This is a genomic window from Kitasatospora sp. NE20-6 (assembly GCF_045862635.1).
Window position 1 is genome coordinate 50602 of record NZ_BPRL01000054.1, and the last position, 25586, is coordinate 76187.

Consider the following 25586-nt stretch of genomic DNA (forward strand, 5'->3'; position numbering starts at 1 on the left):
GTCCCGTGAACGGAGAACCCCTTGCCCGCCCCCCTCGTAGACGCCCCCGACGCCGCCCGCGACGCCGCGGCCGCCGCCGACGCCCCCGGGACCGGCTCCACGCCGGCACTCCGGCTCAAGGCCGTACTGCTGATGGCCGGCAGCTGCCTGCCCATCCTCGGCGCCGTCCTCATGGCGCCCGTCCTGCCGCGCATGCAGGACCATTTCGAGAGCACACCGGGCGCGGACGCGCTCGTCCCGGTCGCGCTGACCATACCCGCGCTGGCGCTCGGCCTGCTCGCGCCGTTCGCGGGCGTGCTGATCGACCGCCTCGGCCGGCACCGCCTGCTGGTGTGGGCGACCGTCGTCTACGCCTTCGTCGGCACCGCGCCGCTCTGGCTCGACTCGCTCGGCGCGATCGTCGCCAGCCGGGCGCTGGTCGGAGTCACCGAGGCCGTCATCATGACCTGCTGCACCACGCTGATCGGCGACTACTGGAGCGGCCCGGCCCGCGACCGCCTGCTCGCCGTGCAGACCATCTGCGCGGCCGTCTCGGCGACGGCCTTCTTCGCGATCGGCGGGGCGATCGGCTCGGCCGGCTGGCGGGCGCCGTTCTGGGCGTACGCGGTGAGCCTGCTGCTCGCGCCGCTGCTGGCCACCGTCCTGCGGCCCACGGCCGGAACCGCCGGCGGAGCCGCCCCCGCGGACGCCGCGTCCGCGGTCGAGCAGCGGCCCTACCCGTGGCGCCGGATGGCCGCCACCTGCGGCCTCACCTTCTTCGGCGCGATGGTCTTCTACACCGTGCCGGTCGAGATGTCGTACCTGCTGGACGACCTGGGCGTGAAGAAGTCCGCCGCGGTCGGCCTGGCGACGGCGGTGGCCAGTGCGGCGACGGTCGCCGGCGCGGCGTCCTTCGCCCGCGTCGGGGCCCGCGCCCAGGCGTTCCTGCCGTACGTGCTGGCGCTGTGCGCCGCCGGGTTCGCGGTCATGAGCGTGGCCGGCGGCGCACCGCTGCTGGTCGTCGGAGCGGTCGTCAACTGCGTGGGCACCGGCGTGCTGCTGCCGCTGCTGCTGACCCGTGCGATGGCCCTGCTCGACCACGCCGACCGCGGCCGCGGCACCGGCCTGTGGACGGCGGCCTTCTTCCTCGGCGAGTTCGTCTGCCCGCTGGTGCTGCTCGGCCTCTCGAAGCCGCTCGGCGGGCTGGCCGCCGCCGTCGGCGTGCTCGCCGCCGCGACGGCGGTGGTGGCGCTCGGCGTCTTCCTGAAGGACCGCCGCACTGCCGTGGCGACCGCGGCCTGACCTGCCGCCACCGGCGCCGCCGGTCCGGAGCCGGGGGGCCCGGGCCGGCGGCGCCGCGCGTAGGGTCACCGCATGACCGTCGTGCGTTCCGTCCTGCTGTTCCTGCTCGCCGCCCTGCTGGAGATCGGCGGGGCCTGGCTGGTGTGGCAGGGCACCCGGGAGCACCGCGGCTGGGCGTGGATCGGCGCGGGGGTGGTCGCCCTCGGCGCGTACGGCTTCGTCGCCACCCTGCAGGACGACGCCGACTTCGGCCGTATCCTCGCCGCGTACGGCGGCGTCTTCGTCGCGGGCTCGCTCGCCTGGGGCATGGCCGTGGACGGGTACCGGCCGGACCGCTACGACGTGGCAGGCGCCCTGGTCTGCCTGGCCGGCGTCGCCGTCATCATGTACGCCCCGCGCGGGCGCTGAGCGCCCGCGGCCCACAGCCCTCAGCCCGCAGCCCTCAGCGGGCCCGGCCGACCGTGGCCGGGTGATCCCCGCCCGGCCACGGCGGTCCGTCGGCGGACGACGAGCGGACGACGACCGGGCAACGGAGGGGCGGCGGACGGGCAGCAGGCAGCGGGCGGCCGTCCATCGGCGAGCGACGCGAATGTTGACACCGCGCGCTCAACCGGGCGAGAGTGGCGCTACGCACAACAGCCCCTTCCCTCATGGGCGTTCCACGCATCCCGCGGATCGCGGATGGTGCATTCCCCCCTCGGGGCCGCGGCCGGACCACCCGCCGCCACCACCCGGTGCGGTCGGGGACGGACGCCACCTGCCCGGCACGCCCGGGAACGCGGTCCTCCGACGACGGCAACCTCCGGCGGTGCGGCGGCGACCTGGGACGACGCGGCCGCACCCGCCCGTCGCCCCCGTCCGAGAGAAGGCGCAGATGTCCCAGCACAGCCGTCGGAGAGTCCGCCGCAGGTACGCCGCCCTGGCCGGGGCCGTCGTGCTCGCCGGTGCCGGCACCGGACTCGCCGTGCACACCGCCGGCGCGGCAGCCGCCGGCTGCCGGGTCGACTACAGCGTCACGAACACGTGGTCCGGCGGCTTCGGCGCGAACGTCGTCATCACCAACCTCGGTGACGCACTGTCGGGCTGGAGCCTGCAGTGGACCTACACCGGCGGCCAGCAGGTGACCCAGGCGTGGAACGCCGACGTCACCCTCGGCACGGCCGCGGTGACCGCGAAGAACGTCTCGTACAACGGCACGGTCGCGACCGGCGGCACGGCCTCGTTCGGCTTCAACGGCTCGCTCACCGGCACCGCCAACCCGGCACCCGCCTCGTTCACCCTGAACGGCGTGCTGTGCACCGGCGCCGCCGCGTCCCCGAGCCCCACCGCGAGCACCTCGCCGAGCCCGTCGCCGTCGCCGTCCACCAGCCCGACCGCGGGCACCGGCGGACGGCAGGTCGAGAAGCTCGACCGCGGTCTCGTCTCCGTGCACGGCAGCACCGGCAACCTCGTCTCCTGGCGCTGGCTCGCCACCGACCCGGACGGCGTCGCCTTCAACGTCTACCGCGGCACCACCAAGGTCAACTCCGCACCCCTGACCGGCGGGACGGACCTGCTCGACGCCGGCGCGGCCGCCACCGCCTCCTACACCGTGCGCGCCGTGGTCGGCGGCACCGAACAAGCGGCCTCCCCGGCCTCGCTGGCGTTCGGCAGCGGCTACCGCGACGTGCCGATCCAGCCGCCGTCCGCCGCGTACGAGGCCAACGACGCCTCCGTCGGCGACCTCGACGGCGACGGCACCTACGAGTTCGTGCTCAAGTGGCAGCCCACCAACGCCAAGGACAACTCGCAGTCCGGTGTCACCGACAACACCTACCTCGACGCGTACCGGCTCGACGGCACCCGCCTCTGGCGCATCGACCTGGGCCGCAACATCCGCTCCGGGGCGCACTACACGCAGTTCCAGGTGTACGACTACGACGGCGACGGACGTGCCGAGATCGCCGCGAAGACCGCCGACGCCACCGTCGACGGCACCGGCAGGGTCATCGGCAGCTCCACCGCCGACCACCGCAACTCCTCCGGCTACGTGCTCACCGGCCCCGAGTACCTCACGGTGTTCAACGGCCTGACGGGCGCCGCGATGCAGACCGTCGACTACGACCCGCCGCGCGGCACCGTCTCCGCCTGGGGCGACTCGTACGGCAACCGGGTCGACCGCTTCCTCGCCGGCACCGCCTACCTCGACGGGCAGCGCCCGTCCCTGATCGAGGCCCGCGGCTACTACACCCGCACCGTCATCACCGCCTGGGACTGGCGTGGCGGAAAGCTCACCGAGCGCTGGAAGTTCGACACCAGCACCAGCGGCAACAGCGCCTACGCGGGCCAGGGCAACCACCAGCTCTCGGTCGCCGACGTCGACGGCGACGGCCGCGACGAGATCGTCTACGGCTCGATGGCGATCGACGACAACGGCGCCAAGCTCTGGAACACCGGCAACGGCCACGGCGACACCCTGCACGTCGGCGACCTCGACCCGGCCCGCGCCGGGCTGGAGGTCTTCAAGGTCGACGAGGACACCAGCAAGCCCGCCGCCTGGATGGCCGACGCCCGCACCGGCCAGATCATCTGGCAGAACGCCTCCTGCGGCTGCGACAACGGCCGCGGCGTCTCCGACGACGTGTACGCGGGCAGCGCCGGCGCGGAGTCCTGGTCCTCCGCCGTGGACGGGCTGCTCGACACCAAGGGCCGGAACATCGGCCGCAAGCCCGGCTCGACGAACTTCCTCGCCTGGTGGGACGCCGACCCGGTGCGTGAACTCCTCGACGGCACCCACATCGACAAGTACGGCACCGGCGGCGACACCCGACTGCTGACCGCCGCCGGGGTGCACGCCAACAACAGCACCAAGTCGACCCCCGCCCTCTCCGGCGACATCCTCGGCGACTGGCGCGAGGAGGTCGTCTGGGCCACCACCGACAACACCGCGCTGCGCATCTACTCGACCCCGGTGCAGACCGACCGCCGGATCACCACCCTGATGCACGACACCACCTACCGGACCGCGGTGGCCTGGCAGAACACCGCCTACAACCAGCCGCCGCACACCGGGTTCTTCCTCGGCGACGGCATGACGGCCCCCGCCCGGCCCGTGGTCCACACCCCCTGACCCCGGCGGCGCGTCCCGTCCGTGCGTGCCGGGTCCACCGGCACGCACGGACGGGGTGCCGCGGCGGCGGGGGGGGGCAGGGGCCCCGCCCCCCCCGGGGGGGGCGCGGCCGCGCCCGGCCGCCACCGGGCGGGCCCGGAGCGCCGTCCGCCGTGGATCACCACAGCGGTGGTCGTGGCCGCTTGCTCACGCGTCGGCGTGGTCGGGCGCGGCGGCCGGCCCGGGGTGGGCCCGGAGTTCGCCCGCGACCCGGTGGGCCCAGCGGCGGATGCGCGGCGGGTTGCGGAAGTCGCCCGCCCGCCCGGAACGGACGAGGACCCGGGCCACCACGCCGGGGGTGTCGGCGGTGACGCAGCCGCCGAACGTGACGTGCCCGCGGGCGTGCACCTGCGCCATCGCGTGGGCCGCGCCGGGCACCGGGGCGAGGTCCTCCTGCTCGGCGGTCGTGTCGAGCGGGCCGCTGCTGAAGAACCAGACCGGGCGTTCGGCGAGCGCGGCGGCGTTGCGGCGGGCGCACCGCAGGGCGTCGTGGTTCCAGTGGCCGGCGTGCAGCGAGCCGCCTATCACCACGGCGTCGTAGGGCGTGACGTCGGTGACCTCGCGCGCGGGCACGACGGCGGGCGCGAAGCCGTCCTCGCGCAGCGCGTCGGCGATCTCCTCCGCGATCCCGGCGGTCGCGCCGTGCCTGCTGCCGTAGGTGACGAGGATCGCGGGTGTCGGGGTGTTCATGACGGCCTCCCTCGGTGCGCGGCGGGTGCCGGGCCGGCCCGCCGACACTTCCAGACTCGTCCCCGGGGCGTCCGGAGGGAAGGGCCTTCGGTCCGCCCTCCGCAGGGCGTACGGCCGGTGTCAGCGGCCGCCGCCGGGCGGGGCGGTCGACTCCCTCGGGACGAGGACGGGTGCAGGGGCCGGGCGGGACGGAGCCTCACCGTCGGCGAGCACCTCGAAGAGGCAGCGGGCGGCCTGGGCGCCGAACCCGAAGACGTCGTGGCTCATCGCCGACAGGCGGGGCCGGACGAGTTCGCACAGCTGCGAGTCGTCCCACGCCAGGAGGGAGAGGTCCTGCGGCACGCGCAGGCCCATCTCGGCGGCGACGGACAGGCCGGCGACGGCCATCACGTCGTTGTCGTAGACGATCGCGGTCGGCCGGCGGACGGCCGAGAGCAGCGTACGGGTGGCACGGGAACCGCCCTCGCCGGAGAAGTCGGCGGCGAGCGTGGGCGCCTCCTCCAGGCCGAGCTCCTCCGCGACCTCGGCGAAGGCGCGGCTGCGGATGGCGCTGTGACCGAGGCCGGCCGGGCCGCCCACCCGGGCGATGCGCCGGTGTCCGAGCGCGGCGAGGTAGCGGACGGCCTCGCGGACCGCGGTGCCGTCGTCCGTCCAGACGGAGGTGAACGGCCCGGTGAGCGAGGGGTGGGCGACGGCCACGGCGGGCAGGCCGATCGCGGAGAGGGCCTCGATCCGGGGGTCGTCGACCCGGACGTCGACCAGCAGCGAGCCGCCGACCCTGCGGCCCTGCCACCACTCGCGCTGGACCTCGATCTCCTCCTCCACGGTGCCCACCAGCCGGAGCAGCAGCGAGCAGCGGCGTTCGACGAGGACGCTCTCGACGCCCGCGATGAAGTCCATGAAGAAGGGTTCCCGGCCCAGCATGGGGGCGGGCCGGGCGAGCACGAGGCCGATGGTGTCGACCTGCTGGCCGGAGAGCGACCTGGCCGCGGTGTTGGGCGTCCAGCCGAGCTCGCGGGCGGTGGCGAGGATCCGCTCCCGGGTCGCGGCGGAGACGCCGGCCCGGTCGTTGAGGGCGAGGGAGACGGCGGCGGTGGAGACGCCGGCCCGGACGGCGACGTCCCGGATGGTCACGCGCCTGATGTCGGACCTGTCCCGGCTCATCGCCCGCCCCTCCGTGGGCGTACCCGCCCGTCGATCGGCTCCGTGCGCCCGCTCGCGGCGCGAAGATCGGTGCCCAATCTAGGCTCCGTGCCGGGCCCGTGTCCACGAACCGCTTGAGGCAGGAGACGGTCGGGGAGGCCGGACGCGCGCCGGTACCGCGGCGCCCTGGGCTTAACCGGTTGAGCCCTGGCGGGCGTCCGCGGCGACGCCCCGGGGCCGCCCGTTCGACGCGTAAGAACGGCCGGGACGGCCGGGGAGCGGTCCGTTCAGCGTTCGACGGTGAGGCTGTGGCAGGTCCAGGAGAGCCGGCCGGGTCCGGTCGCGGGGGGCCGCGGGTGGTAGGTGCCGTCGGAGACCGAGAGGTTGACGATCAGGTGGGCGTGCCAGGCGCTGCCGACCCCGCGCCGGTCGGAGTGGACGGAGACGCCGTTGGCGTACCAGTCGACGGAGCGGCGGCCGAAGACGGTCCGCAGGTTGACGGTGGCGCCGGGGGCTATGCCGACCGCGCCGCCGTGCCAGTACCGGTACCCGCCGCGGACGTGGTTGGAGACCTCCAGCAGGTCGGGGTTGTCGGGGTGGTACTCGAAGACGTCGATCTCGTTGCCGCCGTCACGCCACGTCCAGATCGCGGGCCAGGCGCCGAGGCCGGTCGGGAGCGTGACGCGGGCCAGGAGGGTGTCCCCCGGCAGCAGCTGGAAGTTGTCGGGGCTGCCCTCGGTGGTCAGCAGGTTGCAGTCCCAGAGGTCGCCGCCGGCCAGCCGGGTGGCGACGAACTCGCCGCCGGGGCAGTAGGCGGGGACGAGGTGGTCGAGCTTGTGGTCGCTCCGGTTGGTGGGCCCCATGCGGGGATAGGCGCTGGTGCGCCCCGCCACCCACTGCCGGTTCGATCCGAAGTCCGCGTTGAAGACCGTTGCCATCGTCGCCTCCCGGTGCCGGGCCGCCGCGTCGCAGCGCACCTGTCAATCACTGGGAGTGACTTACCCGCTACGGTTCGTCATATGCGAATCGGAGGCTCCGAATCCGAATCGCCGGCACCGGCACCCGTGCCGCTGTCGGACGCATCCGAACGGGCCGCACCCGCGGCGGCCGCGGAGGCGTCCGGGGCCTCCGCGGGGGCCGCGGGGGCGTCCGCGCGCCGGGGGAGGCCGGCCGCAGCGGGGAGGGCGGTCCCGCCGTCCTCGCGGCGCGCGTGCCGGAGCTCCTCCAGGCCCGTCGTCATGCGGTCGAGGAAGCGGGCGACGGTGCGCAGCTCGTCCGCGTCGAACTCGGCGGCGACGGCGTCCGTGCACGCGGCGACCGGCCCGAACCACTCGGCGGCCATCCGGCTCGCCCCGGGGTTGTAGTGCAGGTGGACCTGCCTCCGGTCGGCGCCGTCGCGGCTGCGGCGGATGTGGCCGGCCCGCTCCAGCCGGTCGAGCACCGCGGTGACGGCGCCGGAGGTCAGGGCGAGCTCCTCGCGCAGCCGGCCCGGGGTGGCGGGGCCGGTGACGCCGGTGGAGCCGCGGAGGATCGCCAGCAGCGCCTGGACGTCGGTGGCGTGCAGGCCGTGGGCGGCGGCGAATCCGTGGCCGAGCAGGTTCATCTCGGAGGCGAGGCCCTGCAGGAGGCGGCCGAAGGCCCTGCTGTCCGGTGTCCCGGGGCTGTCCGGTGTCCCCGGCGGGGGCGGGGTCGACTCCTGGTCGGACACTTTCACCTTCTCGACAGCACGGCGGGAACGCCCCAGCCTAGCGCCGGGCCACGGGCCGGCTCCATTGTCCCACCCCCGGGTCTCTCGACGGTCGAGAGACCCGCGCGGCTCCCGCGGCCGCCGCGGTCCGGCTGCCGAAACGCCTGCGGCGGACGCACCCGGCGGCGGGGCCCGTGACCTGCGGCTGCCTCCGTTGCCGCAGCCGCAGGGGCAGGCGTACGGTGGCCACACGGCCCCGCGCGCACGCCTTCCCGGCTGCCCACCGTCGCCGCTCCCCCCGTCACCAGCCGGACCGCACCGCCGGAGGCCGACGATGGCCGACCCCGCGTTCCTGAGGACACCGCGCCTCCTCCGCGAGCGGCGGGCCGTCGCGGCCCGTGTGCACGACTGGGACGAGGTCTACCGGCCGCGGGCGCTGCTGCCCATCGTCGGCGGCCAGGCCTCCCGCTGCATGGACTGCGGGCTGCCGTTCTGCCACCAGGCCTGCCCGCTGGGCAACCTCATCCCGGAGTGGAACCGCCTGGTCTCCGCCGACGACTGGCGTGACGCGGTGGAACGGCTCTCCGCCACCAACAACTTCCCGGAGTTCACCGGCCGGCTCTGCCCCGCACCCTGCGAGAGCGCCTGCGTGCTGGCCATCAACGCCGACGCGGTGACCATCAAGAACATCGAACTCGCCATCGCCGACCACGCCTGGGAGCACGGGCTGGAGCAGCCCCGGCGTCCGGCGCGCACCACCGGCCGCACGGTGGCCGTGGTCGGCTCCGGACCGGCCGGGCTCGCCGCCGCCCAGCAACTCACCCGCGCCGGACACTCCGTGACGGTCTACGAACGCGCCGACCGGGTCGGCGGGCTGCTGCGCTACGGCATTCCCGACTTCCGCCTGGAGAAGCACCGGCTCGACCGCCGCATCGACCAGCTCCGCTCGGAGGGAACGGAGTTCCGTACCGGGGTGACCGTGGGCAGCGACCTCCCCGCGGACGCGCTGCGGACCCGCTGCGACGCGCTGGTGCTCGCCGTCGGAGCCACCTCCTGGCGCGAACTCCCGGTGCCCGGACGGGAGTCCGCAGGCGTGCACCAGGCCATGGAGTATCTCCCGCTGGCCAACCGGGTGGTGGCCGGCGACCTGCCCGTCTCGCCGGTCGACGCCCGCGGACGGCACGTGGTCGTCATCGGCGGCGGCGACACCGCCGCGGACTGCGTCGGCACCGCCGTACGGCAGGAGGCTCTGGACGTCAGGCAGTTGGACATCAATCCGCGGCCGCCGACGGCCCGCCCGAACGCCCAGCCCTGGCCCGTCCACGCGAAGGTCCGCCACGAGACCACCTCCCACGAGGAGGCCGGCGAGCTGTGGCCCCCGCGTCCGGACGAGCACGACATCCGCGCCTACGCCGCCGCCACCGTCCGCTTCGACACCGACCCGGCCGGGCGGGTCCGGGCCGTCCGCTTCGCCGAGGCCGCCCCCGGCAGCCGGGCACCGGTGCCCGGCACCGAACAGGCCCTCGCCGCCGACCTCGTGCTGCTCGCCCTCGGATTCACGGGCCCCGACCACGGCGCCGTCCTCGCCGGGCAGTTGGGCATCGGCCTGGACGCCCGCGGCAACCTCGCCCGGGACCACCGCTTCGCGGCGGGCCCCGACGGCGTCTTCGTCGCCGGGGACGCCGGCCGCGGGCAGTCGCTCGTGGTGTGGGCCATCGCCGAGGGCCGCGCGGCCGCCGCCGCCGTCGACCGCTACCTGACCGGCCGGGACGAACTCCCCGCCCCGATCTGCCCGGAGGACCGGGCGATCACCGCCGAGGACCTGCCGCCCCTGCCGACCTGACCGCCCGGTCGGGCTGCCCCACCGCCACGGATCCGCCGCGGGTCCGCCGCAGGTCCGCCGCAGGTCCGCCGCGGGAGGCACCGCCCCCGTCACGGCACCGATGCCGTCACGGCGTCGCCGACAGCCGCTCGCGGACACAGGCGCGCAGCCACGCGTGGGCCGGGTCGGCGTCGTGCCGCGGGTGCCAGGCCAGGCCGATCGGCAGCGTGGGCAGGGCGAGCGGGATCTCGAAGGTCACCAGGCCGAGCGCGTCGGCGAGGTCCCGGCTGCGGGTCGTGACCAGGCCGACCAGGTCGGTCGAGCGCAGCACGAACAGCGCCGCCGGGTACGTCGCGAGGGTGCCCACCGTCGTCCGGGCGAGGCCGAGTTCGGCGAGCGCGGCGTCGATCGGACCGGTCAGCCGGCCGCGCCGGGAGACCCCGACGTGCCGGGCCGCGGCGAAGGCGGCGGGGGTGACCGGGCCGTCGAGCAGCGGGTGCCCGGGGCGGACGACGCCCAGCATGGTGTCCTCGTGGAGCAGTTCGACGTGGACCTCGGGCGCGGTGGTGTCGATCACGCCGACCTCCAGGTCGGCGGCCCCGTCGCGCAGGCTCGGCGCGTCCAGGTGGCTCTCGCCGAGGAAGCGGAGCCGCACCCCCGGCGCCTCCGCCGCGGTGCGGGCGAGGAGTGCGGCGCCGTGCGCGGCGGCGAAGGCCTCGTGGGCGAGCACCGTGAAGGTGCGGTCGAGCGCGCGCAGGTCGACGCGCCCGGCCGCGGTGAACAGCCCGCGGGCGCGTTCGACGACCGCCCGGACCTCCGCGTGGATCGCCAACGCGTGCGGTGTGGGCACCATGCCGCGTCCCGCCCGGACGAGCACCGGATCCCCGAGGGCCCGGCGGATCCGTCCCAGGGTGCGGCTCATGGCCGGCTCGGAGAGGTGGAGCCGGGCCGCGGCCCCGGAGACGCTCGACTCCTCGACGAGCACGTCGAGCGCGGCCAGCAGGTTCAGGTCCATTCCGGATTGCACGGGACGCATTCCTCTCTTGCGAAACTTGCACTGGAGACAATCCCACACCCGCCCTACCGTGAACGGGAACCCACACCCGCCCGCTCCCGGAGGAGCTCCCTTGCCCATGCCCGCCCCCGGCCGGTCCGCCCCGCACGGCCCCGCCACCGCCCCGCCACCGCCCGGCCCTGCCGCGCTGCGCCGGCCGACCCTGCTCACGATGTGCGCCTGCGTGCTCGTCGCACAGGGCATGGTCGCCGCGATCAACCTGCTGCTCCCCCGGCTCGCCGCGTCCGCCCTGCATCCGTCCGCCACCGGGCTGCTGTGGACGGTCGACGCGTACGTCCTCGTCTTCGCCGGCCTGCTGATCCCGGCGGGCGCGTGCGGCGACCGCTACGGGCGGCGGCCCGCCCTGCTCACCGGACTCGCCCTGTTCGCGGGCGGCGCCTGCCTGAGCGCCGCCGCCGGACCGCTCGGCTCGGTGGCGGTGCTCGTCGCCGGGCGCGCGGTCTCCGGCGCGGGCGCGGCGCTGATCATGCCCGCCACCATGTCGGTGCTCACCGAACTCGCCGGCCCCGGGCACCGCGTGAAGGCCCTCGCCTCCTGGACCCTCGCCATCGGGCTCGGCGGCCTCGTCGGCAACCTCGGCGGCGGCCTGGTCGCCCAGTACCTGCCCTGGGAGGCGCTGTTCTGGGCGATGGCACCGCTCGCGGCCGTGCTGGCCGCCGCCGTGCTGCGCACCGTCCCCCGGCTCCCCCGGCACCCCGCCGCCCCCGACCCGCTCGGCTCGGTGCTGCTCACCGCGGGCACGGGCGCCCTGCTGTACGGCATCGTGGAGGGCCCGTCGCGCGGCTGGGCCTCGGCCCACGTGCTCGGGGGCTTCGCGGCGGGCGCGGCCCTGCTGGCCGGCTTCACCCGCTACGCCCTGACCGCGCGCCACCCCCTGGTCGACCCGCGACTGTTCGCCTCCCGCAGGTTGCGGGCGGCAGCACTCGGCACCGCCGCGTCCTTCTTCGGCCTGTTCGCGCTGTTCTTCGTCAACGCGCAGTTCCTGCAGTACGTCAAGGGCTACTCGCCGGCGCGGACGGGCTTCGCGATCGTGCCGCTCACGGTCGGCATGGCCCTGGTGCCCCGGCTCGCCGTCCGGCTGCAGGCCCGGCACGGCGTGCGGTTCGTCGCCGGGGGCGGGCTGGCGCTGATCGGCGCCGGGCTGCTCGGCATGTCGACCGCCGGACCGGCCACCCCGTACCCGCTGTACGCGGTCTGGCTGCTGGTGCTCTCCGCCGGCCTGGGCCTCTGCGCCCCCGGGCTGACCCACGCGGTGATGTCGGAGCTGCCGCCGCGGCAGGCCGGGCTGGGGGCGGGGCTGAACACCGCGGCCCGGGAGTTCGGCGCGGCCCTGGGCGTCGCGGTGGTGGGCACGGTGCTCACCGCCCGGCTCGGCCCCGGCGGGGTCCACGGCGGCTCCGGGGCGGCGGAGTTCGCGGCCGCGACGGCCGTGGGCCTGCGGGTGGTCGCCGTACCGGTGCTGCTGGCGGCCGTGGCGGTCACGCTCGGTCTGCGCGGCCGCGCGGACGGCGGGGCCCGGAAGAACCCCTGACCGCCCGACCGCCGGACCGCCCGACCGCCCGACCGCCCGACCGCCTGAGGGCCCGCAGGGCCGGGCGGGCCCCGGGAGGCCGGCACCGCGGGCGGCGTCGCCCTCGGCCACCGCCCGCTCACGCCGGGCGAGGCCTGCCGCGGTCGGGGCCGCCCGGCCGGAGACCTGCCGGGGCGATCGGCCCCGCGACGGCGTCACGGCGGTCCGCGGCCCCGCGACGCCCCTGGTGGCGGCGCCCTCGCGCTCGGGTGCGGACGAACCGTTCCGCCACGAACCGGTCGCGCACCGGCACCCGCACCGGCCGCCCCACCGGCGGCGCGGCACTCCGCTCGGACATTCGTTCGTGTGGCGATGAGCCCCCGACCGCAGGCCCCGGCGCGCCCGGACCGCTCCCCGCGTGAATGCCGCCGCGGGCGCCGGACGGGTGACGCCGGAATTCCCCGCGGTGAATTCCACGGGAATGGGGAGCGCAATAGGCGCATTTTCCGCCGTGTCACCCTGCACAATCCCCACGCATCCTGCGCACGCCCCGGGAGGCGCTGCCGGACGCCTCCGGCGGCCGCCCGATCGGGCCGCCACGGCCCGTCCGACGCCGCCTCACCTGTGGCGCGGCCGTGCGCACCCATGGGGCCGCCGCCCCGGATCCCGGGCCGCCCGGCCGAAATGCGGCACGGTGACGGGACAGCACTGGTGATGATTGTGTGATGGTCGGGATGCTGGCTTGTTATCGAGGTGACGATCCCTCTAATCTCCGATCAGCCCGCCACAGCACGGGCGCCCGAAGCGCGGCACGCCGAACCCTGCCCACCGCGCCCACCGGGTCATCGACCAGAACCTGGGCAGGGACGGGGGACCCACGACTCGTCGCCGTCCCCGACGGCTTGGGGTGAAGCCGCGTCCGCGCGGCCGGGCCACCTCCCGGTCCGAACCCGACAGCTCACCTCGCAGGCGTGCGGAGAGGGAACTCGATGGGTTTCATCGGCTCGGGCCGCCACCGCCGCCCCACCCAGACCGAGCGCGCCGTGTCGGCCGCCGGTGTGGCCGGCGCAGGCCTCGCCATACCGCTCCTGGCCGCCACCAGCGCCCACGCGGCCCCCGTCACCACCTGGGACGCCGTCGCCCAGTGCGCCAGCGCCGGCGACTGGAGCCGGGCCACCGGCAACGGCTCCTACGGCGGCCTCCAGCTCGACCTCGACACCTGGGTCGCCTACGGCGGCAGCCCCTACGGCGCCTCCCCCGACCACGCCACCAAGGAGGAGCAGATCACGGTCGCCGAGCGCGTGCTCGCCGACCGCGGTGCCCGCACCTGGGGCAGCTGCGCCACCACCGCCGGGCTCACCGGGGAGGGCCGGCCCGAGGCCGCCGAGCCCACCGCCACCGCCTCGGCGACCCCCGCCCCGACCGCCACCACGACGGTGACGGAGAGCCGCAGCCGGAGCTCCGCCCCGGTGTTCCCCGGCATGCAGGGCCGCGACGCCAACGGCATCTACTGGTACCAGGTGGACGGCGCCTGGTACTGGACCACCAGCCAGGCGGTCTACGAGGCGCACACCGCCGTCACGGCGAGCCCCTCCGCCCCGACCACCACCACGGGCACGCCCGGCACCGTCCTGCCCGGCCAGGACGCCGGCACGCCGACCGCACCGGTCACCACGCCGCCGGCCCCGACGGACGGCACCGGCACCCTGCCGGGCACCGGCACCACGCCCACCACCGACACGCCGGTCACGGGCACGCCGGCCACCGGGGCGCCCGCGACCGGCCTGCCCGCCACCGACGGGACCGCACCGGCCACCGGCACCGACCCGTCCGGCGCCGCGGAGTCGGCCGACCCGGGCGCTCCCGCCACGACGGTGACGGAGGCTCCGCCGGCCGCCGAGCCGGACACCTACACGGTGGCGGCGGGCGACACGCTCTCCGACATCTCGGCCAACCACAAGCTGGGCGGCTGGAAGAACGTCTACAGCGGCAACTCGACCACCATCGGCGAGGACCCCGACCTCATCAAGCCCGGCCAGGTGCTCAAGATCGGCTGAGCCCGCCCGACGAACCCACGAGGCCGTCGGCACCCCGGACCCCCGGAGTGCCGGCGGCCTCGGCGCGCGTGCCGGCACCGGCCGTCCGGCCCGGCCCGCAGTCCGTGAAGCGGTCCGGTCGAGGCGGCCCGCACCCGCTCCCGCATCCAGCATGCGGGAGCGCTCCCGCAATTAACGGCCCATCCTGCGCAGAGCCTTGACGGCTCAGGAGGCTCCGACTACAACTGCCTTCGCATCACCATCCACCGCATCTTCTGCGGGATTTACGCTCAGCATGCCGCGCTCCACCCCACCGGAGAAGCTCGGCACGGCCCGGACGAACAGGACTTAATGGGAGCGCTCCCACATATAGCCCCACCGCCGGACCTGACGCCCACGCACCCGCAGCCCCCGCCCGCCCACCCCGAGGAGCCCCTGTGACACGCCCCAGCCGTCGTATCGCGGCCGCGAGCGCCGCCGTCGCCACCGCCGCGGTCTGCTGTCTGCCCGCCACCGCGTCCGCCGCACCGGCCCAGGGCCCCGGCCGCGCTCCCGCCCCCGGCGCCTCGTTCTACGTCGACCTCGACAGCAAGGCCGCCCACCAGGCCGTCACCGACCTGAAGGCCGGCGACTACACGAACGCCCTCGCCATGGCGAAGATGGCCTCGTACCCGGTGGCGCAGTGGTTCAACGGCACGGCCACCCCGCAGGAGACCACCACCGCGATGGCCGACCTGCAGAGCCGCGCCGCACGGCAGCACCAGGTGCCGGTGGCCGTCGCCTACAACGTGCCCGGCCGCGACTGCTCGCAGTACTCCGCGGGCGGCGCCTCCAACTCGTCCGAGTACGCCGCCTGGATCGACGGCCTCGCCAAGGGCATCGGCAACCGGCAGACCGTCGTCGTCCTCGAACCGGACGGCCTCGCCCTCAGCCCGACGTTCTGCGGCGGCACCGCCCAGCAGCAGGCCGACCGCCTCGCCGAGATCAACGGCGCCGTCGACCGGCTCGCCCGGCAGCCGCGCGCCGCCGTCTACCTCGACGCCGGCCACAGCGGCTGGCAGAACACCGGCACCATGGCGAAGCTCCTCGTCGACGGCGGCGTCAACCGCGCGCAGGGCTTCTTCCTCAACGTCTCCAACTACCAGAAGGACGCCGACCTCGTGCGCTACGGCACGCAGATCGCCAAGTGCTCCTGGTACCTCACCAACACCCCCGGCGCCGTGGCCGACGACTGCGCCAACCAGTACTGGCCGCAGGCCGACGCCGACGCGTGGTACACCGCGCACGTGCCCGCCGACGCCGCACTGCCGCACTTCGTCGTCGACACCAGCCGCAACGGCCAGGGCCCCTGGACCCCGACCGCGACCTACCCGGACGCCCAGACCTGGTGCAACCCGCCCGCCCGCGGCCTCGGCACCCGCCCGACCGCGGACACCCGCACCCCGCTCCTCGACGCGTTCCTCTGGATCAAGGTGCCGGGCGAGTCGGACGGCTCCTGCACCCGCGGCACCACCGGCGGCATCGACCCCGAGTACGGCGCCGCCGACCCGGCCGCCGGCGTGTGGTGGCCCGCACAGGCGCACGGCCTCGCGGCCGCCGCCTCGCCGGCCCTGAAGTTCAACCTGCCGACTCCCGGCGGCCACTGACCACCCTTCCCCGAGCGGCCCGGACTCCACCCACCCGGGCCGCTTCCGGGCGCCGCACGCACACCGGTTCCGTGCGGCGCCCGGCCGTTCCACCTTCCCGGTCGTTCCATCTTCCCGATCGCGGCACCTTCCCGATCGCGGCACCGGGCACGGGCTGACGGGGTTCGGACCCCGGGACGGCCCCACCGGCCGTGCTCAGTGGGACAGCGCGCCCTTGGCGGCGACGATGACCAGGCCGAGCACGAGATTGACCAGCCCTTCCAGCACGACCTGCCGGCGTGAAGCACCCGCCTTGCGGGCACCGAGGCACGACCAGCCGACCATCTGTGCGACGGCGACGCCGAGCGCGATCCAGCCGCTGGTGTCGAGGTCGAGGCCGAACACCGCACCCAGGGCGATCGCGGCGGCGGGCAGCGTGGCCGCCTCGACGATCGACCACTCGTGCCGGGCGACCATGCGGACCTCCGACCAGGGCGTCGCCTGCCCGACGAACCGCTCACCGGCCAGGCGCGCGTAGACGTGCGCCGCCCAGAACACGAGCCCGGTGACGAGCAGCAGGACGACCAGCTGCAGCCGCGGGAACTCACCGGCGGCCCCCGCGGTGGCGACCACGGACGCCGCCAGGAGCGACCCGTAGACGGCCCCGGTGTAGTCCGTACGGGCGGTCGCGGGTTCCGGGCCTTGCGGTGCGGTCTCCCGCGCGACAGGACGGTTCACCGGCCCACCGTAAACAGGAGACCGGGCTCCGGCGGGCGCGCCGCGCGGAGGACGCCGCGGAACGGCCCGTCCGGCCCCGGCCCCGCAGACCGCCGCCCGGCGGCGGGCCTGCCGCCGGGGTCAGTTCCCGAAGACCTCCACGACCACCAGCGTGCCCCGGCTGCCGGGCCTGACGGCGTGCCGCACGTTCGCCGCCACCTCGAACATCTGGCCCGGCAGCACCGTCACCTCGGTGTCCTCGACGGCGAGTTCCAGGTGGCCGTCGAGCACGAGCAGCAGTTCCGTGCAGGCGTGCCGTTCGTCCGGCAGCGCACGCCCGTCCATCCGGAGGACCTTCACGGCGGTGGTGCCGACGTGCCCCAGCAGGTGGGAGGACCAGGCGGCCGGAAGCCTGGACGCGGCGTCGGCGAGGTCGGTGATCGGACTCATGGGCATGCCCCTTCCGCAGGCCGCTCCCGCACCGCGGGAGGGCCCGCCGTGCGATCGGCGGATGACGGGGACGCTACCCGGCCGACTGCGACGATCGGTCGACCGTTCGGTAAAACCTGATGACGTATCCAGCCGGCCGGTGCGACGGACCGCGCAACGGACCGGCGGAGCGGGCGGACGGCATGCCGCCGCCCGGGAACAGGGTTCCCGGGCGGCGGAGTTGGGCCGGGTACGGGGCGGGCCAGGTGCACCGCCCCGTACCGCGGGTCAGGAGGTGGCGGTGCAGGTCGCCGTGGTGACGGCGTCGGCCGTCCCCGTACGGGTGGCCTGCACGCCGAAGGTGGTCGAACCGGCCGCCGGCAGAGCGCCGTTGTAGGCGAGGCTGTCGGCGGTCACGGTCTGGCCGGACTGCACGACGGTGGCGCTCCAGCTGCCGGAGACCTTGAGCCCGCTCGGCCACGTCCAGGCGACCCGCCAGGACTTGGTGGGCGCCGTACCGGTGTTGGTGACCGTGACGTTGGCGGTCAGGCCGCTGCCCCAGTCGTTGAGCGTGACCACGGCGGCGCAGCCGGAGCTCGTGCCGGTGGAGGCGGTCGTGGCGGTGACGGCGGCCGAGGCGGCCGAGACGTTGCCCGCGGCGTCCCGGGCGCGGACGGTGTAGGTGTACGCCGTCGCCGCGGTCAGCCCGCTGTCGGTGTACGACGTGCCGGTCGGCGATCCGACCTTGGTGGTGCCGCGGTAGACGTCGTAGCCGACCACGCCGACGGCGTCGGTGGAGGCCGTCCAGGACAGCGAGACGCTGCTCGTGGTGGTGCCGGTGACGGTGGGACCGCCCGGGACGGACGGCGGGGTCACATCGCCGCCGCCACCACCGCCGCCACCACCGAAGGCCGGGGCCTTGATGTCGGCGAGGTAGGCGTCCTTGGTGGTGTTGACCGTCGTCCAGTCGTCGTTCAGGATGCCGCCGGTGTCACCGGAGTTGGGGTTCAGCGACCAGAAGGTCCAGCTCATGCTGTCGGCGCCGTACTGGGCGGTCGGCCGCAGGTACTGCACCAGGGTCTTCAGCCACTGCTGGTCGATCGTCGACTGCAGGGTCGTGCCGAACTCGCCGACCCAGACCGGCGCGATGTTCTGCTTGAAGAGGTAGCCCCAGTTCTTGTCCCAGATCGCCGACATGTTGGCGGGGAACGACGGGTCGGAGAACCACGGCTGCTGGGCCACGCTGGTGGCGTAGTCGTGCGCCGAGTACACGACGCGGTTCGGGACGCTCAGCTGGACGGGGTACTGGCCGGCGCCCTGGAGGTTGCCGCCCCACCAGTTGGAGCTGCCGTTGAAGGTCTGCACGCCCTCGACGAAGATCAGCAGCTTGGGGTTGGCCGCGAGCACGGCCTCGCCGCCGCGCTGGGCGGCCAGCCGCCAGTCCGTGGCGGTGTCACCGCAGCCCCAGCAGGCCGGGTCGTGCGGCTCGTTGTGCAGGTCGATGCCGACGACCGCGGAGTTTCCGGTGTACCGCGCGGCGATGGCCTTGAGGTTGGTGAGCCAGGTCGACTCGGGGACGGCGGCGGTGTACCAGAGCGCCGACTGTCCGCCGGAGTCCGGCCGGTGGCGGTCGAGGATCACCTTGAGGCCGGCGGTGCCGGAGTAGGAGACCAGCTTGTCCATCACCTGGAGCGAGTTGAGGCCGACCAGGTCGGCGTTCATGCCGCCGGAGGTGTTGATGCTCGCCGGCTGGGTGCCCTTGAAGATGTCGTCGCTGTAGGGCAGCCGGATGGTGTTGTAGCCGAGCGTCCTGATCTGGTCGATGACGCTCTTGTAGTCACGGCTCCAGAGGCCGTGCGCGACGTAGTTACCGGTCTCGAAGCCGAACCAGTTGATGCCGGCGATACGGACGGGCTGGTTCGCCTCGTCCAGGATCTGGCGGCCGCTCGTGTGCCAGTAGCCGGCGCCGGCCGCGGCAGCGGTGACCGCCGCCGGTGCGGCGGCCGTGTCGGCGTGCGCGGCCTGCAGGCCGGTGGGTGCGGCGATGACCGCCGTCGCCGCGGCGAGCGCGGCGGCGGTACGGCCGAGTCGGCGCGTCAGCCGGTGGGGCAGCTGAAGGCGCATGGTCCCGTCCTCTCTGGGGGCTGTCCGGTGGCCGCCGCCGGGGGGAGTGGGCGGCCACCGGGCGGGTGGGGGCGTACAGGGTGCGAGCTGCAGAGATGGTGCAGGAGGCACTGCGGGAGCGCTCCCACGCGACTGGGTCGCTCTTCTCCCGAGAGGAGCAGCCGTGCCGCTGGACGCCATCATCAAGCCAGAGGCGGAAGACTGCGTCAATACGCCCAACAGTCTTCAAGACTTGAATATTTGGGCCCGGCTCGCGCATTCGGGAGGACGAATCCGGCATTCGGGCGCCGAGTAGTGAACGGAGGACTGCCGGGCATCGGGCCGTCCGAATCCCTCTCTGGGAGCGCTCCCAGGAACCGGCGGCCGCACCGGACCTGCAGCGTCGCGTCGCGTCGCGCCACGCCGGGACGGCCACCCCGGCCCCGGCCCCGGCCGCGCCTACGCTGACCACACGACGACCGCCGTCGACCCGGCGTACGGGCAGCGGGAAGGGAGCACGACCATGGGCCGCACCCCGCGCCGCGTCCTGGAGGACGTGCGGAGGGAACTCACCCCCGGGCAGCGCGAGAACCGCATGGTCTCCGCGATCGAGGCCGGACGGGCGCCGCTGTCCGCCCTGGCGGAGCTCGCAGCTCAGCAGCACCGCATCCTCACGAGCGACCGGCGCAGTCTGCTCGTACTCGCCGCCCGGTGCTCCGACACCCCGGCGGGCGACTGGTTCGCCGCGCTGGCGAACGGCGAGGGCGAGGCCCTCCACCTGCTCGACGCGTTCGCCGTCCGCTGCGGCCTCGGCGCGCGCGAGGTGGCCTCGCGCCGCGCACTGCCGGGGTGCCAGGCGTACCCCTCGTACGTCGCGTGGCTCGCACTGAACGGCGACCCGGGCGGCGTGGTGCTCGCGCTGACCGCCAACTTCGCCACCTGGGGCGGCTACTGCGCCGCAGTGGCACGCGGCCTGCGACGGCACTACGGCTTCGACGACGCCGACTGCGCGTTCTTCGACTTCTTCGCCGCACCCGACCCGGCCGCGGACGAGGTCGCGGTGGCCGTCCTGGAGGCGGCGGGCCTCGACGGCGCACGGATCGGCACGGGCCGCGGCTACGGTCAGCTGCTGCAGGCGTACGAGCTGATGTTCTGGAACACCCTCGCCGACCTGCCGTCCTGACCTGCCGTCCTGACCTGCCGACGGCGGACGGCGGACGGACAGAACACCGGGCATCAGGCATCAGGCATCAGGCATCAGGCATCAAGCACCGGGCATCACGCGCCCGGCGCCCGGCATCGAACGTACGGCGGACCGGCCGGAGGTGGCCCCGGGTGTGCTGGAGTGCGGAGGCGGACGTCGTCGCCGGAGCCGTCGTGACCGGCCTCGGTGCGGCCTGCCTGGCCCGGGTGCGCGATCCCCGGCGGCTGCCGCTCGCCCTCCTGCCGCTGGTGCTCGGCCTGCACCAGCTGCTGGAGGCGGTGGTGTGGATGGGCGCGGAGGGGCGGGTCGCCGCGGACACCGCCGCGGCGGCCCGGACGGCCTGGGCGTTCATCGCGCTCCCCCTGCTGCCGGTGCTGGTGCCGTTCGGCGTCCGGTGCGCGGCCCCGCCGGGCCCGGCCCGGCGGCGTGCCACCTGGGCGCTCGCGCTGGGCGCGGCGGTGGCGGTGCCGCTGGCGGCGGCCGTGCTGGGCGGCCCGGTCACGGCCCGGGCGCGCGGTCACACCCTGGCGTACGCCGTCGGGGTCGGCCCGGTGGTGCTGCTCACGGCGGGCTACCTGCTGACGACGGTCGGGGCGCTGCTGACGGCCGCCGACCGGACCCTGCGCCTGCTGGGGGTGCTCGTGGGCGTCGGTGCGGTGGTGTGCACGGCCCTGTGGCGGCTGGAGTTCGCGTCGACGTGGTGTGCGCTCGCCGCGCTGGCGTCGGTGGTGCTGGTCGGCTGGTCGGGCGGCGGACCCGGCCCGGCACGGACGGAGGGGCCGACCTGACGGCCTATCATGAGGGCATGTCCGACACCCTCCGTATCGTCACCCGCTCCTCCCCGATGGCGCTCGCGCAGGTCGAGCGGGTGCGCGCCGAACTCGCCCTGCTGCACCCAGGCCTGCGGACCGAGGTGGTACCGGTGACGACGTCCGGCGACCGCTGGATGGGCGACCTCGCGGTGCTCGGCGGCAAGGGGGCCTTCACCAAGGAGGTCGACGCCGCGCTGCTGGCCGGGGAGGCCGACCTCGCCGTGCACTGCCTGAAGGACGTGCCGGCCGACCGGCCGCTGCCCGCCGGCACGGTGTTCGCCGCCTACCTGGCGCGCGACGACGTCCGGGACGCGCTCGTGCACCCCGGCGGCCTCACCCTGGACGAGCTGCCGGCCGGCACCCGGATCGGCACGTCGTCGGTGCGCCGCATCGCCCAGCTCGCCGCCTCGCACCCGCACCTGACCTGCGTGCCGATGCGCGGCAACGCCAACAGCCGGCTGGCCAAGCTCGACGCGGGCGAGGCCGACGCCCTGCTGCTGGCCGTCTCCGGCCTGGAGCGGATCGGCCTGGCCGCGCGCATCAGCGAGGTGCTGGACGAGTCGGCGATGTGTCCGCCGATCGGCGCGGGCATCCTGGTGCTGCAGTGCCGCGAGGAGGACACCGCCACCGTCGAGGCCGTCGCGGGCCTGAACCACCCGCAGACCTGGCGCGAGGCCGCCGCCGAGCGGATGTTCCTGCACGTGCTGCAGGGCCACTGCAACGCGCCGATCGCCGGCTACGCCCGCGCGGGCGACGACGGCCGGCTGTCCATGCGCGGCCGGGTCTTCTCCCCGGACGGCAAGCGCGTGCTGGACGCCCACGAGTGGGCCGGCGCGCTGAGCCCGGAGGACCTGGGCACCTCGACCGCGCTCGCGCTCAAGCGGCAGGGCGCCCAGGAGCTGATCGACGGCATCGCGCACTGAGACCGGGCCGCCGGGAACGGGCCGCGGCGCCGTCGTTGACAGCGCCGCGGCCCGCTCCTAGCGTGGCGACCCCGATTACCCGCGAGTAGGGACAGTGATGGCCGCGCCGCGCCCGTACGACCTCGTCCTGTTCGGTGCCACCGGCTTCACCGGCGGGCTGACCGCCGGGTACCTCGCCCGCGCCGCACCCGAGGGCTGCCGCTGGGCGCTCGCCGGGCGCGACGAGAAGCGGCTCGCCGCCGTACGGGCCCGGCTCGCCGCCGTCGACCCCCGCTGCGCGGACCTTCCGCTGCTGGTCGCCGACGCGGCCGACCGGGCCTCGCTGCGCGCGGTCGCGGCCTCGGCGCGCGTGGTGGTCTCCACCGTGGGCCCGTACCTGTGGCACGGCGAGCCCCTGGTGGCCGCCTGCGCGGAGACCGGCACGGACTACGTGGACCTCACCGGCGAGCCGGAGTTCGTCGACCGGATGTACCTGCGGCACCACGAGCGCGCGGTGGCCTCCGGCGCCCGGCTCGTGCACGCGTGCGGCTTCGACTCGGTGCCGCACGACCTCGGGGTGCTGTTCACGGTCGACGAACTGCTGCGGCGCGGCGGTCCGGTGGGCCGGCTCGCGGTGGAGGGCTTCGTCCGGGCCGGCGGCACCGTCTCGGGCGGCACCTTCGCCTCGGCACTCACCGCCTTCTCCCGGCCGCGGGCGACGGCGCGGGCGGCCCGCGAGCGGCGGGCCGTCGAACCCCGGCCGAAGGGCCGCCTGGTCCGTACGCCGACCGGCACGCCCGGCCGGTCGCGCGCGGCCCGCGCCTGGACCGTGCCGCTGCCGACGATCGACCCGCAGGTCGTGGGGCGGTCGGCGGCCGCCCTGGAGCGCTACGGCCCGGACTTCACCTACCGCCACTACGCGGCGGTGCGGCGGCTGCCGGTCGCCCTGGCCGGGGTCGCCGCCGTCGCCGGGCTGGCCGCGGCCGCCCAGCTTCCCGCGCTGCGGCGGGCGCTGTCGGCGCTGCGCAGGCCGGGCGAGGGGCCGGGTCCGGAGCAGCGGGCGCGTTCCTGGTTCACCGTCAGGTTCGCGGCCCGGGCGGACGACGGGCGCTCGGTCGTCACGGAGGTGTCCGGCGGCGACCCCGGCTACACCGAGACCGCGGTGATGCTGGCCGAGGCGGCGCTCTGCCTGGCCTACGACGACCTGCCGGAGACCTCCGGCCAGGTGACCACGGCGGTGGCGATGGGGCGGCCGCTGGTCGACCGCCTGGTCGCCGCGGGCCTGCGGTTCGCGGTACTGGACGCCCCGCCGGCGGCGGCACCCGGCCGGGCCGCCGGTCGGCGGTGACGTCCGCGGCCGTCCCCGCACCGGGCGGACGGCCGGTGGCGGGTGCCGCGGGCGCCACGGGCGCCGCGGCCCGGCAACGCCGACGGGGCGGCGTACGCCGACCCGGTGTCGGGGAGTACGCCGCCCCGGGGCGAGGCGTGTGCGGGGAGTGCCGGCCCACCGGCCACGGCGGTTACTTCGGGCCGCGGTTGAACGCGCCGGTCGACCACCGGTAGCCGAGTGCGGTGAGGGCGAGGCACCAGGCGACGGCGAGCCAGCCGTTGTGACCGATCCCGGTGCCGAGCAGCAGGCCGCGCAGGGTCTCGATGGCGGGCGTGAAGGGCTGGTACTCGGCGATGGGCTGGAACCAGCCGGGCATGGCGTCGATGGGGGTGAAGGCGCTGGAGATCAGCGGCAGCAGGATGAGCGGCATGGCGCTGTTGCTGGCCGCTTCGGCGTTCGGGCTGGCCATGCCCATGCCGACCGCGATCCAGGTGAGGGCGAGGGCGAAGAGCACGAGCAGTCCGAACGCGGCGAGCCACTCCAGCGCGGTGGCATCGGTCGAACGGAACCCGATGGCCACCGCGACGGCGCCGACGAGCACCACGCTGGCGACGGACTGGAGCACGCTGCCGACGACGTGGCCGACGAGGACGGATCCGCGGTGGATGGCCATGGTGCGGAAGCGGGCGATGATGCCTTCGGACATGTCGGTGGCGACGGACACGGCCGCGCCGATGACGGTGCTGCCGATGGTCATCAGCAGGATGCCGGGCACGAGGTAGGCGATGTAGTCGGAACGGTCGCCGCCGCCGATGCCCGCGCTCATCGTGTTGCCGAAGATGTAGACGAAGAGCAGGAGCAGCATGACCGGGGTCATCAGCAGGTTGAGGGTCAGCGAGGGGTAGCGCCGGGCGTGCAGGAGGTTGCGGCGCAGCATGGTGGCGGAGTCGCGGAGGGCGGGGGCGAGGGTGCTCATCGGGTGGTCTCCTTGGACTGGTGGGGGATGGCGGCGCCGCCGGTGAGGGCGAAGAAGACGTCGTCGAGGTCGGGGGTGTGGACGGTGAGTTCGTCGGCGTCGACGCCGGCGGTGTCCAGGTGGTCGAGGGTGGCGCGCAGGGCCTGCTGGCTGCCGTCGTGGGGGATCTGCAGGGCCAGGGCCTGGTCGTCGGTGGCGGCTCCGGGCAGGGCGAGGGCGGCGTTCCGGTAGGCGGCGGGGTCGGTGAAGCGGAGGCGGACGTGGCCGCCGGGGACGAGGCGCTTCAGTTCCTCGGCGGTGCCCTCCGCGGCGATCCGGCCGTCGTTCAGGACGGCGATGCGGTCGGCGAGTTCGTCGGCCTCCTCCAGGTACTGGGTGGTGAGGAGGACGGTGGTGCCGCCGGTGACGAGTTCGCGGATGATGCCCCACATGGTGTGGCGGGAACGCGGGTCGAGGCCGGTGGTCGGCTCGTCGAGGAAGATGATGCGCGGGCTGCCGACCAGGGTCATGGCGATGTCCAGGCGGCGCTTCATGCCGCCGGAGTAGGTGGAGGCGGGCTTCTTCGCGGCCTCGGCCAGGTCGAAGCGCTCCAGGAGCTCGGCGGCGATCCGCCGCCCCTCGGGCCTGGGCAGGTGGTGCAGGTCGGCCATGAGGAGCATGTTCTCCTCGCCGGTGATCAGGCCGTCGACGGCGGAGAACTGGCCGGTGACGCCGATCGCGGCACGTACGGCCTGGGGGTGGGTGGCGAGGTCGTGGCCGTCGATGTGGATGTCGCCGCTGCCCGGGCCGGGGGTGGTGAGGGTGGAGAGGATGTTGACGGCGGTGGTCTTGCCGGCGCCGTTCGGGCCGAGGAGGGCGAAGACCGTTCCTCGGGGGACGGTGAGGTCGATGCCGTCGAGGACGGTCTTGTCGCCGTAGGACTTGCGCAGGCCGTTCGCGGCGATGGCGGGGGTGGTCATGGCGGGTGCTCCTCAGAGGCTGCGGGCGGTGATGTTGCCGTGGGTGGTGGTGGCGTGGAGGGTCAGGGTGGGGGTGGTGGCGGTGTTCCTGAGGGTGTTGTGGATGCGGCCGAGGGTGGTGGTGGCGTCGAGGGTGG

General features: G+C 75.2%; 21 protein-coding genes and 1 riboswitch. Of the genes, 11 read left to right on the forward strand and 10 right to left on the reverse strand.

Features of this window, described 5'->3' with window-relative positions; translation table 11 throughout:
- The first annotated feature begins 21 nt into the window (after positions 1-21).
- The 3 genes from SNE206_RS29975 to SNE206_RS29985 all read left to right on the forward strand — a co-directional run bounded on the left by SNE206_RS29975 (position 22) and on the right by SNE206_RS29985 (position 4390).
- Entirely contained in the window at positions 22-1281 is a 1260-nt protein-coding gene (locus SNE206_RS29975) for an MFS transporter (protein ID WP_407916654.1), read from the forward strand.
- 72 nt (positions 1282-1353) lie between these two features.
- A complete protein-coding gene (locus tag SNE206_RS29980; protein WP_407916655.1) occupies positions 1354-1689 on the forward strand; it encodes a YnfA family protein in 336 nt (111 codons plus the stop codon).
- A gap of 466 nt (positions 1690-2155) precedes the next feature.
- On the forward strand, positions 2156-4390 hold the full coding sequence (locus SNE206_RS29985; protein ID WP_407916656.1) for a cellulose binding domain-containing protein: 2235 nt from the start codon (positions 2156-2158) through the stop codon (positions 4388-4390).
- A gap of 186 nt (positions 4391-4576) precedes the next feature.
- On the opposite strand, the gene SNE206_RS29990 is transcribed toward SNE206_RS29985, so the two are convergent.
- The 4 genes from SNE206_RS29990 to SNE206_RS30005 all read right to left on the reverse strand — a co-directional run bounded on the left by SNE206_RS29990 (position 4577) and on the right by SNE206_RS30005 (position 7970).
- Positions 4577-5119, reverse strand: coding sequence for a flavodoxin domain-containing protein (locus SNE206_RS29990; protein ID WP_407916657.1), 543 nt, complete (start codon positions 5117-5119; stop codon positions 4577-4579).
- Between the two features lie 120 nt (positions 5120-5239).
- The gene (locus SNE206_RS29995; RefSeq protein WP_407916658.1) at positions 5240-6283 is read right to left on the reverse strand and encodes a LacI family DNA-binding transcriptional regulator; all 1044 of its coding nucleotides are present in this window, start codon (positions 6281-6283) and stop codon (positions 5240-5242) included.
- A 266-nt stretch (positions 6284-6549) separates the two neighbouring features.
- The gene (locus SNE206_RS30000) at positions 6550-7200 is read right to left on the reverse strand and encodes a beta-glucanase (RefSeq protein ID WP_407916659.1); all 651 of its coding nucleotides are present in this window, start codon (positions 7198-7200) and stop codon (positions 6550-6552) included.
- A gap of 77 nt (positions 7201-7277) precedes the next feature.
- Positions 7278-7970, reverse strand: a complete 693-nt coding sequence (locus SNE206_RS30005) for a MarR family winged helix-turn-helix transcriptional regulator (protein ID WP_407916660.1) — start codon at positions 7968-7970, stop codon at positions 7278-7280.
- A 313-nt stretch (positions 7971-8283) separates the two neighbouring features.
- Here SNE206_RS30005 and SNE206_RS30010 point away from each other — a divergent pair, with 313 nt between their 5' ends.
- Positions 8284-9792, forward strand: coding sequence for a glutamate synthase subunit beta (locus SNE206_RS30010; RefSeq protein WP_407916661.1), 1509 nt, complete (start codon positions 8284-8286; stop codon positions 9790-9792).
- 106 nt (positions 9793-9898) lie between these two features.
- Here SNE206_RS30010 and SNE206_RS30015 read toward each other — a convergent pair whose 3' ends face one another.
- Entirely contained in the window at positions 9899-10807 is a 909-nt protein-coding gene (locus SNE206_RS30015) for a LysR family transcriptional regulator (RefSeq protein WP_407916662.1), read from the reverse strand.
- 97 nt (positions 10808-10904) lie between these two features.
- Between SNE206_RS30015 and SNE206_RS30020 the strand changes: the two genes are divergently transcribed.
- The 3 genes from SNE206_RS30020 (at position 10905) to SNE206_RS30030 (ending at position 16038) form a co-directional block, all read left to right on the forward strand.
- Complete coding sequence (locus tag SNE206_RS30020) at positions 10905-12377, forward strand: MFS transporter (protein WP_407916676.1); 1473 nt, start codon at positions 10905-10907, stop codon at positions 12375-12377.
- Positions 12378-13192: 815 nt separating this feature from the next.
- Positions 13193-13344, forward strand: a riboswitch (cyclic di-AMP (ydaO/yuaA leader).
- A gap of 1 nt (position 13345) precedes the next feature.
- A complete protein-coding gene (locus SNE206_RS30025; RefSeq protein ID WP_407916663.1) occupies positions 13346-14413 on the forward strand; it encodes a transglycosylase family protein in 1068 nt (355 codons plus the stop codon).
- 416 nt (positions 14414-14829) lie between these two features.
- Positions 14830-16038 carry a glycoside hydrolase family 6 protein gene (locus SNE206_RS30030; protein WP_407916664.1) on the forward strand — a complete coding sequence of 403 codons (1209 nt, stop codon included), beginning with the start codon at positions 14830-14832 and terminating at the stop codon, positions 16036-16038.
- Between the two features lie 195 nt (positions 16039-16233).
- Here SNE206_RS30030 and SNE206_RS30035 read toward each other — a convergent pair whose 3' ends face one another.
- The 3 genes from SNE206_RS30035 to SNE206_RS30045 form a co-directional block, all read right to left on the reverse strand.
- The gene (locus SNE206_RS30035; protein ID WP_407916665.1) at positions 16234-16755 is read right to left on the reverse strand and encodes a hypothetical protein; all 522 of its coding nucleotides are present in this window, start codon (positions 16753-16755) and stop codon (positions 16234-16236) included.
- 120 nt (positions 16756-16875) lie between these two features.
- Positions 16876-17184: a cupin domain-containing protein gene (locus SNE206_RS30040; RefSeq protein WP_407916666.1), complete on the reverse strand. Its 309-nt coding sequence runs from the start codon at positions 17182-17184 to the stop codon at positions 16876-16878.
- Positions 17185-17451: 267 nt separating this feature from the next.
- Positions 17452-19287: a cellulase family glycosylhydrolase gene (locus SNE206_RS30045; protein WP_407916667.1), complete on the reverse strand. Its 1836-nt coding sequence runs from the start codon at positions 19285-19287 to the stop codon at positions 17452-17454.
- Between the two features lie 502 nt (positions 19288-19789).
- On the opposite strand from SNE206_RS30045, the gene SNE206_RS30050 reads away from it, so the two are divergent.
- The 4 genes from SNE206_RS30050 (at position 19790) to SNE206_RS30065 (ending at position 23532) form a co-directional block, all read left to right on the forward strand.
- Entirely contained in the window at positions 19790-20449 is a 660-nt protein-coding gene (locus SNE206_RS30050; RefSeq protein ID WP_407916668.1) for a transcriptional regulator, read from the forward strand.
- A gap of 152 nt (positions 20450-20601) precedes the next feature.
- Positions 20602-21258 (forward strand): DUF6629 family protein, encoded by a 657-nt coding sequence (locus tag SNE206_RS30055; RefSeq protein WP_407916669.1) that lies wholly within the window; start codon positions 20602-20604, stop codon positions 21256-21258.
- 17 nt (positions 21259-21275) lie between these two features.
- Positions 21276-22205 (forward strand): hydroxymethylbilane synthase, encoded by a 930-nt coding sequence (gene hemC / locus SNE206_RS30060; protein ID WP_407916670.1) that lies wholly within the window; start codon positions 21276-21278, stop codon positions 22203-22205.
- A gap of 97 nt (positions 22206-22302) precedes the next feature.
- The gene (locus SNE206_RS30065) at positions 22303-23532 is read left to right on the forward strand and encodes a saccharopine dehydrogenase family protein (RefSeq protein WP_407916671.1); all 1230 of its coding nucleotides are present in this window, start codon (positions 22303-22305) and stop codon (positions 23530-23532) included.
- Positions 23533-23704: 172 nt separating this feature from the next.
- Here the strand turns inward: SNE206_RS30065 and SNE206_RS30070 are convergent, their stop codons facing one another.
- Both SNE206_RS30070 and SNE206_RS30075 read right to left on the reverse strand, forming a co-directional pair.
- Positions 23705-24490, reverse strand: a complete 786-nt coding sequence (locus SNE206_RS30070) for an ABC transporter permease (protein ID WP_407916672.1) — start codon at positions 24488-24490, stop codon at positions 23705-23707.
- Entirely contained in the window at positions 24487-25449 is a 963-nt protein-coding gene (locus SNE206_RS30075; RefSeq protein ID WP_407916673.1) for an ATP-binding cassette domain-containing protein, read from the reverse strand. The genes SNE206_RS30070 and SNE206_RS30075 overlap by 4 nt, the downstream gene beginning before the upstream one ends.
- Positions 25450-25586 lie beyond the last annotated feature (137 nt).

Bases quoted from the DNA above. Each gene is read 5' to 3' on its own strand.
- SNE206_RS29980 (WP_407916655.1), top strand. From the start codon at position 1,354: ATGACCGTCGTGCGTTCCGTCCTGCTGTTCCTGCTCGCCGCCCTGCTG.
- SNE206_RS29985 (WP_407916656.1), top strand. From the start codon at position 2,156: ATGTCCCAGCACAGCCGTCGGAGAGTCCGCCGCAGGTACGCCGCCCTG.
- SNE206_RS29990 (WP_407916657.1), bottom strand. From the start codon at position 5,119: ATGAACACCCCGACACCCGCGATCCTCGTCACCTACGGCAGCAGGCAC.
- SNE206_RS29995 (WP_407916658.1), bottom strand. From the start codon at position 6,283: ATGAGCCGGGACAGGTCCGACATCAGGCGCGTGACCATCCGGGACGTC.
- SNE206_RS30000 (WP_407916659.1), bottom strand. From the start codon at position 7,200: ATGGCAACGGTCTTCAACGCGGACTTCGGATCGAACCGGCAGTGGGTG.
- SNE206_RS30010 (WP_407916661.1), top strand. From the start codon at position 8,284: ATGGCCGACCCCGCGTTCCTGAGGACACCGCGCCTCCTCCGCGAGCGG.
- SNE206_RS30015 (WP_407916662.1), bottom strand. From the start codon at position 10,807: ATGCGTCCCGTGCAATCCGGAATGGACCTGAACCTGCTGGCCGCGCTC.
- SNE206_RS30020 (WP_407916676.1), top strand. From the start codon at position 10,905: ATGCCCGCCCCCGGCCGGTCCGCCCCGCACGGCCCCGCCACCGCCCCG.
- SNE206_RS30025 (WP_407916663.1), top strand. From the start codon at position 13,346: ATGGGTTTCATCGGCTCGGGCCGCCACCGCCGCCCCACCCAGACCGAG.
- SNE206_RS30040 (WP_407916666.1), bottom strand. From the start codon at position 17,184: ATGAGTCCGATCACCGACCTCGCCGACGCCGCGTCCAGGCTTCCGGCC.
- SNE206_RS30045 (WP_407916667.1), bottom strand. From the start codon at position 19,287: ATGCGCCTTCAGCTGCCCCACCGGCTGACGCGCCGACTCGGCCGTACC.
- SNE206_RS30050 (WP_407916668.1), top strand. From the start codon at position 19,790: ATGGGCCGCACCCCGCGCCGCGTCCTGGAGGACGTGCGGAGGGAACTC.
- hemC (WP_407916670.1), top strand. From the start codon at position 21,276: ATGTCCGACACCCTCCGTATCGTCACCCGCTCCTCCCCGATGGCGCTC.
- SNE206_RS30065 (WP_407916671.1), top strand. From the start codon at position 22,303: ATGGCCGCGCCGCGCCCGTACGACCTCGTCCTGTTCGGTGCCACCGGC.
- SNE206_RS30070 (WP_407916672.1), bottom strand. From the start codon at position 24,490: ATGAGCACCCTCGCCCCCGCCCTCCGCGACTCCGCCACCATGCTGCGC.
- SNE206_RS30075 (WP_407916673.1), bottom strand. From the start codon at position 25,449: ATGACCACCCCCGCCATCGCCGCGAACGGCCTGCGCAAGTCCTACGGC.